Source organism: Roseofilum sp. Guam (assembly GCF_017746735.1).
GTDB classification, from domain to species: Bacteria; Cyanobacteriota; Cyanobacteriia; order Cyanobacteriales; family Desertifilaceae; genus Roseofilum; species Roseofilum reptotaenium.
The window spans coordinates 49,894-61,856 of the sequence record NZ_JAGHZN010000030.1; the positions used below are offsets into that span (position 1 = coordinate 49,894).

The window sequence follows — 11,963 nt, forward strand, 5'->3', positions numbered from 1 at the left end:
AGCAACTCTCTCCAATTACCAAGGCGTACCAATCATTGTGAACGCAGCCCAATAATAAGGATGGGAAAAAGACACACTTCCCTGAGCCAAATCCTTCGGCAAGGTAATCCCCCCTTGTCCTCTCGTTCCCCGCAACTGTCCCCCATCCAAACTCACTTCACCTTGCAACATCGCCAACTGTACTCGACGCAGAGCTTCGGCACGAGTCGGTGCAGATTCTAGCTGGTCATAAAACTTACTCATTAGAGCCAACGTCCCCAAATCGCTACTATACCAAAGACTAGCCAAGGCCGACTTCGCCCCAGACATCACGGCCAACCCTGCAAACCCCAACTCCGCGTCCTGACTTCCTAAGGCCGTTCGACAAGCGCTCAATGTCAACAATTCCACACGAGGATCGCCCCAGTCTAAGTCTGTCATATCCGGTAGTTGTATCTGCGACTCCCATAGCTGAATAAATGAATTATCTGGAGCGCCATCTTGGAAATCCGCATGAGTTGCCAAATGAACAATCGGAAATTGTCCCGTCTGATGTTCTGCCTTTAAATTCTCCAACGTAAACTCTTGATTGAGAAAAGCATCTTCTCCTCCAATCTCCTGCAACTCTACGGGAACTGCGGGTAAAGGAGGCATCTCAGAAAACTCCGAAGCCCCCATTGCCAAAACCTTTGCCCCCTGCAAATTCCGATACTCTGGCAGCGTCAAACTAAAACTAGGCACCAAACCCAAGCTATACTTCTCGATTAAAAAATCTTCCCCATCATGCAAAACCGCCATAGGTAGAGACCTGAGTCCTGCATCTGGAATCATCACCAGCGTATCGATTCCTTGTTCTTCTAACGTCGATTCGAGTGGCTCAATCAGCAATTTATGTAACTTCTGCGCTGGACTTAAATAACTTGTTGTTCGCAACTTAAACTGATTCGTCACTTCCTGACGCAATTCATTGACAAGCGCCATTACCTGTTCCCGTTTTACCCCTGGAAAATCGACGTGAATGGGGTCGTCGTTCCCTGTAACTAAAATCAACTGTAATGTATCTTCTGCATGGGGCCGACATGCAGGAGATTGCTCAACACCTTCTGCCTCCACAGCCGTAGGAACTGGACAAACCAGTGCCGCATTCTCTCGCAACTGCCGACGACTAAATACCACATAAATCAACCCCGTTTTCACTGAGATTTCTTGGCTGGCTTCCTCTAACCCATTCTGAATTTCCCGCAACTGCAAAATCCGGGTATTATCCTCCAAGCCTAAATATATTTCATATTCACGGGTAAATTGAGCTTCTAAAGCGGCGATCACCTGATCTAAGCTTACTTGATCGGCAGAAATGGCGATCGCCTGCCCCCTATTCTCCCGTCCTAGTAACACCGAATTGACTGAATTCCCCACACCATTATCACTATTCTCTAAACTTCCCTCTTCAAACCCTATTGCTGGAAACTGCGGTGTAGAAGGAATCTGAGCGCTACCCCCACCTCCATCATTACCATTACCGCTACCATTGCCACTGTCTCCATCAGAAGTAGAGGGAGCAGGCGTAGGAAACTCTGAAATAGAAGGACGCTCTGTCGGAATCAAAGGATTAGGAAACGTTGGAGGGGTTACAGGGGAGAGCGGCGGCACACTTGGCTCAATTGTTGGCTCTCCCACAGGATTATTAATTGGCTCAACTATTGTTGGCGGGGTAACTGTTATCGGTGTTGTGCCATCATCAGTCACAACTTGTATAGTTCCCAACCTAAAGGAATCAGGAAATTCTTGATTCGACAGGGTAAAGGTTCCCGTTGTAATCACTCCTTGAGTCCCGTTGACTCCACTATTGCCGATCACAAAGGGTTGTATCGGTGTATTCAACCTACCTCCCTGATGGCGAATTTCAATCGTTCCCCCACCCAATCCCCCTGCGGTAGAAATACTGGCATTCTGGCCATTTTGGTCAACAAATGTTCCTGTTGCCTGGAAAAAGGCCCCCGTAGACTCTGCAAACACATTCCCCCCAGTCCCTGCTGTGCCACCCTGAGCATTAATAAAGCCAACTTGCACATTACCAATGGGGTCAAGAAAGACAGAACCTCCATCTCCTGTTGTTGCACTCGAATCAATATTACCGGTGCTAATTGAGACTTGTGCTTGGACATTAATATCACCGCCTGCCGTGTCTCCAGTAGCAATCAGATTACCAGTCGTAATGCTACCTGTAGGACTGGTTAGAGAAAGGTTAGCGCCACTGCCAGGAGCTGATGTGTCCAGATTTCCGGCTTGAATATTCCCTTGATTACTGGTTAAATTCAGAGCTTGGCCGCTGGTACTGATATCTCCTGTAGTCAAATCATTAACAGTGGTAATCGATAAGCTATCGGTTCCTGTAGAGGCATTACCTTGGATACTTAAGGTATTCAAGGGGTTCATTTGACCAATGTCACCATTCAGGCTAACCGCCCCCGTGCCTGGTTCTAAGGTTAAGGTAGCATTGCCATCAACTGTACTGCCAAGATTGAGGTTACCCTCTCCTGTTCCTGTACTCAGCAGTGCATCTGTACCGAGATTGACTGCACCATTGAGGTTGATATCATTATTGGCCGTGGTAATATCTGCATTCAAGTTGATTTGAGCTGCATTCAAGGTAATCGAGGCGTTATCGTTCCCTGTCAGTGTGCCATTGATAGTTTGACTCGCTCCAGTGAGAATCCTAACAGGGTCTTGAAACGTTAAACTCCCTTCAGTCACTACTGTTCCAGACAACGTATTGCGTCCAACGGCGATCGCCTGAAATCCATCTTGCCAATTTTGAATATCTTCACTGCTTATTTCTAACGTATTGGAGTCATTCGTATCTGTTCCTCCCAGTCGAATATTTTGGCTCTCTGTAAAGGGTTCTAGGGTTAGATTTCCAGTTCCAGCGAGGGAACCGTCAAAACTCATATCATCTGCAATCAAAGTAATGTCACCGAGGGGAACAGAATTACCCACTGCACCAAAAAATCTTAGACTTCCTGTACCCGTTTGTACAGTCAAATTTTGCGTCCCTACTGTTGTCCCATTAACCGTATTATCAAAAGTCAGATTACTATTATTCGTGCGCAAAGTAACGTTACTTCCTAAAATAACAGAATCGTTATAAGCCTGCTCTCCTGTAGTACTAATATCTCCATTAATCCGAGTCGTTCCCCCTGCATTAGTCCTGACTTGAGTGGTGTTAATCGTATCATTGATTTCAGTCAAGCCTGTACTATCAAGAGTGAAATTAGCCAAGGGATTTTTGCTACCAATTTCCCCATTAAAGGTGATATTTCCTGTCCCTGCATCCAACTTTAAATCTTGGGTAAAATCTTGGCTTCCCTCAATAGTCTGCTCAAAGGTGATATCTCCATTTTCACTCTCTAAAGTCAGGTTATTATTCACTTGTACCGAACCGTTATAGGTTTGCACTCCAGTAGTCATTACATTGCCATTCAGGATAGTATTTCCATTCAGGGTTAAACTATTTAAGGGGTTCATACGCCTACCAACCATAGCAGAAAAAGTAATATTGTCGCTATTGGCTGTTAAATCGTGAGTGCCCTCAATAGTATTGTTTAAATTAATCGATTCTCCATTACTTTCTAAGGTAATATCATTGACTAAAGTCAAAGGTGGATCGATCGCTATATCTCCATTAGAAGTCAAATTAGCGCCTAAATTTAGGCGCTGACTCCCTTGAATATTTAATTGGCCGGCGCTTTGAATACCACTAATCCCTAAAACTGTACTCACGGTATTTAGAGGTGGAGCAATTAAGATATCGCCAGTATCAAGAAAGATATCGCCAGAACGACTAATTGCAGCAAATTCACTGCCTTTAATATACAGGGGGTCAGTTGCTGTACCAATGGCGTTGGCATCTAAAAGAACGTTTCCATCAAAGATCGCTGAATTAACAGGGGAGCGATCTAAGATATTTCCCGTGGCAATAAATTGACCGGTTTGATTGGGACTTAAAGTTAAGGTGTTGAAAAATTCTAGAGTTTCTCCTTTGAGAACAAGCGTATATTGTCTAGCAGGAGCAGAATTGCTGCTATTGTTGAGATCTAAGGCTGCAATACTAATTGTGCCGGTATTTTCAATGGTGACCGTTCCTGAACTCTCAATCTGTTGGGCAATTTCTACTTCATTCAAACTAAACTGTCCGGGAATATCTGGACCGATAAAAATAGTAGCATTTGGATTTTGAGGTCGGATCAGTAAATTACCTGTGCCGGAAATTTTATTGTTAATAGAGGGTAAATCAGAAATAAGGCTGATGTTACCTGTGCCAGCACTAATAGGAGCTTGAACATTTAAGGCAACCAGATCTGTAGTGGCTGCCTCAATATTAATATCTCCTCCTCCAGAGTCAATACCCACTTCAATATTGATTCCATTTCCCGATCCTACGCTGGTTCCTGTGAGATTAATTTCTCCACCACCAGAGTTGAGAGATGCCGTTAGACTAATACCATTACCACTACTTTCTCCAGTCATGTTAATATCACCACCTTGCGTGGTAATGGGCGCATTGACAGTGACGGATCTGCTCTGACCTTGGAAGTTTAAATTAAGGGAGTCCGGAGTAGTGAGATTACTGTCAAAAATTGGCCGATTGATAAATATTCCACCTTCTGCATTTAAGGTTAAGGAACTATTGCCAATGTCATCAAAATCCAAGTCAGTGGATAAGGTGATATCACCCTGTTGACTGCCTCCAATTCCTGTGGTAATTTCAACGTTTGAGCTGTTTTTTAAGGCATCTCTAACTAAGTCAACTCCTAATTGTGCGGTATCTCCTGTGGCGGAAAAGGGATTGCTGCTGTTAATCTCGATATTGCCCGCTCCTGCAACAATCTCCACATTATAGGGATCGATTAACCAGGTTCCGCCCTCTCCAAAGGGGGCGGAAGTATCTGGGGTTTGGGTAATGTCTAAATATTGTAGTCCACTGGTTTCAATGAAACCTCCGTTGCCGGACAGTTGACCTCCTTTGGCACTTAGGGTTCCATATATTCTGGCGCTTTCTTCGGCAAAGGCTATGATGTCCCCACCATTTCCTGCTTCTAAGGCATCTGCGGAGATAATAGAATTTGGGTCGATAAAGGTACGGAATGCATTGGGTAAAATGCCTTGTCCTTGTCTATCTCCACCGATAAAAATTCTGCCCCCTCCGTTGGTTCCAGAGGCGTTTATGTTGGCATCAATGACTCCTATTTGTTCTCCTAAGAGATGGATTTCTCCACCTTGCTTGGCAAAAACATTTAGGTTCCCTGATGTGATGTTGAGTCCACTTTGGGAGGGTAAATTTATGTTACTTCTGGTTAATTCAACCTGTCCGTTTTGATTGACTTTAATTTGGCTGGCATGACTGAGAAAACCACCGGTAATTAATTCGGGTAATGAAGAAGGTTGGATGTTTCTTTCTTCGGTTGTGGGAGTTTCGGATAAAGGCAGATCTAGCGTGAGTAAATGACCGTGTTGGGAAATGCGGACAACTTGTTGACCGGGAATGGCGGCAATGGTAATTTTTCCTCCAGGTGCTTCTAGGGTTCCGAGGTTAATGACGGTTCCACCTAAGAGGGTGAGTTGTTGTTGAGAATTAAGGGTTAACTTTCCTTCGTTGATAATTACGCCGGGATTATGGTAGGGAAATTGAAATTCACTGGGTGTACCGATTAAGTCAGCGTAGTTATTCTCTCCTTGATGATTAAACCAGGTATCTCTGCCGAATCCGATCGCCGTGGCAGTCGTCGCAGTGAAGTCTGCGGGGACGTTGAGCTGGGCATTCGGACCGAAAATGATGCCCGCAGGGTTCATCAGGTAGAGGTTAGCATTACCACCAACCACTTGTAGGAGTCCGTTAATTAGGGAGGCTTCACCCCCAACCACACGACCGAGAATATTTTGAATGTGGGGCCTAGCGATGAAGTTGGCGACTTCTCCAGGGTTTAAACCGAGTTGTTGAAAACTGTGGAAAAGATTGGAACCCGCTTGAGTTCCACCTGTAATGTTATATTGATTGCCGATCGCATTAACTTGGGTTCCGGTTGCGTCTCCTGCTGGGGCGATCGAGGTTTGAGCATAGGTGGGTAATGCACAGGACAGGCAGACACAGAGGGAAGCAATGGATTTCCACATGATGAGGTTAGCCTAAGAGTATAGCTCTTCCCCATGATAGCTCTGGGATTTTTGAATCTCTGAAGTTTATCCGGTTTTCCCTATTCTCTATTCTTTTATTCCCTATTCCCCATTCCCTGCTCATAGATTAAGATGAACGAGGATCGGCCACAATTGACCGGATTAGAGTATCCTGAATACCCAAAGATGCTGACCGAACTCTTGAGATAGCCTGTATTCCTCCCTTGTCTACACTCTTGCCACCCGAGCAAATGAGCGCTGTGCCAATTCCCCAACCTTCCCCCCAACCCACCGGCAATTCAACTCCCCAATTGCCCACCAGCACCCCCAAACCTGTGAGTGAGGATCAAACCCCAGTCCATGCTCTGAAGGAATTGGTGGCCCGTCTGAGGCGAGAGCAAAACAAAATTCAAGATCTGTTAATGTCCTTGGGATTTGCCCTGCGCAGTTTTAACAACCTCAATCAATTTCTAGAGTTAATTCCCTTGATGGCAGCACGGGTAACGGATGCAGATGGGGGCGCTTTGGTTTTATTTCAAGCCAATGGCAAATTGAAACTTGAACAAATGCATTGTCATGACTCCCATCAATGTCAAGATATTCGCCAAGCCCTAGAAACGGTTAATACTCAACTGAGTGGTCGCCATGGCAGATCGCTGAATATGGAAGAGATGACGGTTTTGCTCGATCGCGAAGTGAATCATTATCTCGGTTCCCATACCCAATTATTTGGTACAGCCGTAATTGTGCGCAAAACGGAACGGGGGAGATTATATGTATTTAGTCGCAACTCTGACTATACCTGGACGGAAACTCGCGAGAAATTACTGCGTTTAATCGCCGATCAAACGGCCGTGGCGATTGAAAATGATGAGCTGTCGGCAGAGCTACGCAAAAAAGAACGACTGGATCGGGAATTAGAAATTGGTGCAGAAATCCAAAATCAACTCTTACCCCATACCTATCCCCAAATTGAAGGACTTAAACTGGCCGCTCGCTGTCAAAATGCTAACCGAGTTGGAGGAGATTACTATGATTTTATCTCCATCCATCCCCCAGAATGGTTAAAACGCTCTGGTACTCAGGCTCAACCGTCGAGGCGCTGGTGTATTACGGTAGGGGATGTCATGGGAAAAGGGGTTCCGGCTGGTTTAATCATGACGATGTTGCGGGGAATGCTGAGGGCGGAAGTACTCAATGGGCATTCTCCTTCGCGAATCCTTCAACATCTCAATCATGCGATGTACCAGGATTTAGACCAAGCGAACCGCTTTGTGACCCTGTTTTATTCTGAGTACGATCCTTCGACCCAGGTTTTATCTTATAGCAATGCGGCCCATAATCCGCCTTTGCTCTGGCAAGCCTCGAATCAGTTGATCCAACGTTTAGATACGATGGGGATGCTGATTGGTTTGGATCTCAACTCAGAATATGAAGATGCACAATCTCAACTGTATCCAGGGGACATTATTCTCTACTATACAGATGGGTTTACAGATGCATCCAATCGTAAGGGCGATCGCTTTGATGAAGAAAACCTGATTGAAGCCTTCCAATTGGCCTGTCAGCATTACGCCAATCCCCAAGCTATTCTAGATTACCTGTTCGATCGGGTGAATGAGTTTATGGGGCCGGGGAATGACCATCGAGATGATATGACCCTTGTGGTGATGCAAGTTGACCCTCATAGATAATCAGTGGTTCATTAGAAAGGTGAGTTATGACTTTAGGTTCTAAGTTTAGTCTGTATGGTGTTGGTGGTTTCTTCAGTGTTGTTTTAGCTCAACAGACTGATGCCGATCTGATGGCAAATGTCAAGACGGCTTTTGCTAATTTTATTGAAAGTGGACAGGTTTGGGCGTTTATCTTAGGGATTATTTTGGGCTATATCATTCGCCAAATTACTACCTATGGTGGTTAGGGTTCGTTAACGAGGAAACACGACTATGACTGAGAAAAAAACCTGGAGCGATCGCTTTGAGAGTGCTTTACATCCGGCGATCGCCCATTTTAATGCGAGTATCGGATTTGATATTGAGCTAATTGAATATGATATCGCCGGTTCCATCGCTCACGCCCAAATGTTGGCCCACACGGGGATTATTTCTGCATCGGAAGGGGAGCAACTGGTGGAAGGTTTGCAACAGGTTTTGCAGGAGTATCAACGGGGAGAATTTCAACCGACTGTTGATGCGGAAGATGTGCATTTTGCGGTGGAACGACGGCTAACAGAAATTACGGGAGATGTAGGCAAGAAACTGCATACCGCTCGCAGCCGCAATGACCAAGTGGGAACGGATACGCGGCTCTATCTGCGCGATCGAATTGGTAAAATTAAAACGCAATTACGGGAATTTCAGCGGGTTTTAATTGATTTAGCCGAGCAGAATATTGAAACTCTCATCCCCGGTTATACCCATCTACAACGGGCCCAACCCTTGAGTTTAGCTCACCATTTGTTAGCTTATGTGGAAATGAGCCAACGGGACTGGGAGCGGTTAACGGATGTGGCGAAACGGGTGAATATCTCTCCCTTGGGTTCTGGAGCGTTAGCGGGAACCACGTTTCCTATCGATCGCCACTATAGCGCTAAGTTATTGGGATTTGAGCGCGTGTATAACAATAGTTTAGATGGAGTGAGCGATCGCGATTTTGCCATTGAATTTGCCTGTAGCGCCAGCTTAATTATGGTGCATTTATCCCGGTTAGCCGAAGAGGTCATTCTCTGGTCTTCCGAAGAATTTCGCTTCGTCACCCTCAAAGATAGCTGCGCCACCGGTTCGAGCATTATGCCCCAAAAGAAAAATCCCGATGTTCCCGAACTGGTGCGGGGTAAAACTGGACGCGTCTTTGGTCATCTACAAGGGTTACTGGTGTTAATGAAGGGGTTGCCCTTAGCCTATAATAAAGACTTACAGGATGACAAAGAAGCCCTCTTTGATACGGTCAAAACCGTACAAGCCTGCTTAGAAGCTATGACTATTTTAATGGCAGAAGGCTTAGAATTTCGTCCATCCCGTCTCCAAGAAGCTGTTGAGTCTGACTTCTCTAATGCCACCGATGTAGCGGATTATCTGGCAGCTAAGGGGGTTCCCTTCCGAGAAGCCTATAACTTAGTGGGGAAAGTAGTGAAAACCAGTCTAGGGGCTGGAAAACTACTCAAAGACCTGAGTTTAGACGAATGGAAAGCCTTACATGAAGCCTTTGAAGCCGATATTTATGAGGCGATCTCTCCCCGTCAAGTCGTAGCCGCCCGCAATAGCTATGGGGGGACAGGGTTTGAACAGGTTCAGCAAGCCCTAGATATGGCTCGGTCTCGCTTAAACTCCGATACTTAGACCATTTCTTTTCAGGATTGCTAGTTATCCGGATCGAGGTTAATCCTTAATAGACAAGGGGCTAGAGGCCCCTTGTTCAATGCATCTTCAAATAGAAATGGTATCAGCTCCCATCAGAGGTTGCTTCAACTTCATTCTCTTCCTTTTCCTTCTCCTCTTTCTCATTTTGGAGACTATCCATCGGAGAACGTCTGCTGGTATAGCCCCGATGAGTCCGTTTACGGAACTTACGAGCGTATGCTAGGTTTCTTTGAGCCTTTTCTTTTTTCGGATTACGGCGTTTCGCCATGTTCACCTCATTGGAAATCACTGATGGCACAGAAGAGTCATTATAACCCTTCTGTGGACACATCAGCAAGTTCCATTAGCCCTCAGATTCAAGCCTCGACGTTGACAAACGAACAGGGTAAGATGATCAAACCTCTTGTTCAGTCCCTAACAGGGCAAAGTATTGCCTGTGAAGTACACGATTAAATTTTCTCTCACCATCTCCCTATTCCCTAATTCCCTTGATTGATTTCCTATGAGCCGTCTGTGGCAAATTTTTCAAACTGTTCTTGGACTCATTTTCCGCCATCCCTTGGTGGGAACGAGTGTTGTGCCGATTCTGCCCGATGGACGTGTCGTCTTAGTGCAGCGCAAGGATGATGACTCCTGGGGCTTACCTGGAGGATTAGTCGATTGGGGAGAAACGATTGAGCAAGCAGCAGTGCGAGAAGTGGCGGAAGAAACTGGCTTAACAGTAGTGAGTATTAGGCGATTAGTTGGGGTATATTCTGCACCCGATCGCGATCCGCGCATCCATTCCGTTTGTATTATGGTGGAAGCACAAGTAGAAGGGGAGATCAATATTCAAGATACCTTGGAAATTCAAACTGTCCAAGCTTACGACTGGTCGAATTTACCCGAAGGTAACCTTTCCCACGATCATCGCCAACAAATTGACGATTATCTCCAAGGAAAAACAACCCTCGCTTAAGGTGAAGGGGGAACTAATCCAAACTCTTGAGAGAGTGTCTATTACTTACAGCACAAAGTGCTGTTATAGAGTATAGCGTTTCTCTCTTCTATGAGGTACAGCTTGAAGCCTTAGAACCTAAGCCATACAAGCTATTGCAAAGCAAGCCTAAGCGCTATACACTGTTGAACCCCCAAAGCTATGTACCACAATCCTATTCCCTAGCGCAAAGCGATACATACGATCTTTGATTAATTATGGCTCGATTTTTACACCTGTCGGATGTTCATTTGGGATTCGATCGCTATGATAATGCAGAGCGAACTAAGGATTTCTTCTTTGCCTTTAAGGATGCCCTAGAGAAATATGCGATCGCCGAATCGGTCGATTTTGTCATCATTGCGGGAGATTTGTTTGAACATCGCCAGATTCTCCCGGCGACCCTGAACCAGGCACAGATTGGTTTAGAATTGCTGCAAAAGGCAAATATTCCGGTTTTGGCGATCGAAGGCAATCATGATAATCTCCCCTATGGGACGCGCACCAGTTGGCTACGCTATTTAGCTGATAGTGAACTGCTCATTTTACTCGAACCCAATGCTGAACAAGCTTACGATCTGTGGACTCCGGAAACACGACAGGGAGGCTATATCGATCTGCCTTGTGATGTGAGAGTGATTGGATCTCGCTGGTATGGTGCATCCGCTCCAAAAGCTATTCTTCAGTTAGCAGACTCGATTCAACACTTGCCCGATCCTCCAACTTATCAGATCATGTTATTCCACCATGGTTTAGAAGGACAAATTTCTCGCTATTCGGGAGCGCTGAAATATGATGAGTTAAGACCTCTTAAAGAGGCTGGAATTGATTATTTAGCCTTGGGTCATATCCATAAACAGTATACGGCTGAAGGATGGATTTTTAATCCGGGTTCAACGGAAGCCAATAGTATTGCAGAGGGACAGGATCAAAACCCAAGAGGGGTATATTTAGTTGCTCTTGAGAAGGGTGAAATACAGACACAGTTAAAGCGAGACTATTATCAACGGCCGATTGTGCGACTTAAGCTGAAAGTCAATAAGCAGCAAACACAAGAGGAAGTCGAAGAAGCAGCCGAGAAAAAAGTAAGTGAGGAAATATACAGAATAAAGGAGGCGATCGTTGAATTGCGAATTGAAGGACAATTAGGATTTAATCGGTTAGATATTAACGTCCGCAAATTACGGCAAAGATTGCATGAACAAAGTCAAGCGCTCATTTTCTTGCTCAAATATGAAGTCACCGGAACTGAGTATGAAAGTCCTTTCCCCAAAGGTGGAGAACCTCCTAAACGAGAGGAAATTGAACAACAAGTTTTTGAAGATTTACTCAGTGCCAATACCCGTTATCAGCCTCAAGCGGAACCTTTGTCAAAAGGATTAAGAGTGTTAAAACAACAAGTGTTGGACAGCGAGCATCCATCAGTTCTTTATCGGTTTGTGGAACAACTTTTGACCGATGAATGATGATTATCAAGG

General features: G+C 45.2%; 7 protein-coding genes. 5 read left to right on the top strand and 2 right to left on the bottom strand.

What is annotated here, in order from left to right; genetic code table 11:
- Window positions 1-15: 15 nt before the first annotated feature.
- Window positions 16-6,150 (bottom strand): CHAT domain-containing protein, encoded by a 6,135-nt coding sequence (locus tag J7529_RS13370; protein WP_318729362.1) that lies wholly within the window; start codon window positions 6,148-6,150, stop codon window positions 16-18.
- Between the two features lie 251 nt (window positions 6,151-6,401).
- On the opposite strand from J7529_RS13370, the gene J7529_RS13375 reads away from it, so the two are divergent.
- Genes J7529_RS13375 through argH form a run of 3 tightly spaced genes read left to right on the top strand, consistent with a single transcriptional unit; the run spans window position 6,402 to window position 9,488 of the window.
- Entirely contained in the window at window positions 6,402-7,844 is a 1,443-nt protein-coding gene (locus J7529_RS13375) for a PP2C family protein-serine/threonine phosphatase (protein WP_271941373.1), read from the top strand.
- A gap of 26 nt (window positions 7,845-7,870) precedes the next feature.
- Window positions 7,871-8,071: a hypothetical protein gene (locus tag J7529_RS13380; RefSeq protein WP_271941376.1), complete on the top strand. Its 201-nt coding sequence runs from the start codon at window positions 7,871-7,873 to the stop codon at window positions 8,069-8,071.
- A 25-nt stretch (window positions 8,072-8,096) separates the two neighbouring features.
- Window positions 8,097-9,488, top strand: coding sequence for an argininosuccinate lyase (gene argH, locus J7529_RS13385; protein WP_318729363.1), 1,392 nt, complete (start codon window positions 8,097-8,099; stop codon window positions 9,486-9,488).
- A gap of 103 nt (window positions 9,489-9,591) precedes the next feature.
- Here the strand turns inward: argH and J7529_RS13390 are convergent, their stop codons facing one another.
- Window positions 9,592-9,777, bottom strand: a complete 186-nt coding sequence (locus tag J7529_RS13390; RefSeq protein ID WP_271941479.1) for a hypothetical protein — start codon at window positions 9,775-9,777, stop codon at window positions 9,592-9,594.
- Window positions 9,778-10,011: 234 nt separating this feature from the next.
- On the opposite strand from J7529_RS13390, the gene J7529_RS13395 reads away from it, so the two are divergent.
- Window positions 10,012-10,467, top strand: a complete 456-nt coding sequence (locus J7529_RS13395; RefSeq protein WP_318729365.1) for an NUDIX hydrolase — start codon at window positions 10,012-10,014, stop codon at window positions 10,465-10,467.
- A gap of 236 nt (window positions 10,468-10,703) precedes the next feature.
- Window positions 10,704-11,951, top strand: a complete 1,248-nt coding sequence (locus J7529_RS13400; RefSeq protein WP_318729366.1) for a DNA repair exonuclease — start codon at window positions 10,704-10,706, stop codon at window positions 11,949-11,951.
- The last annotated feature ends 12 nt before the right edge of the window (window positions 11,952-11,963 follow it).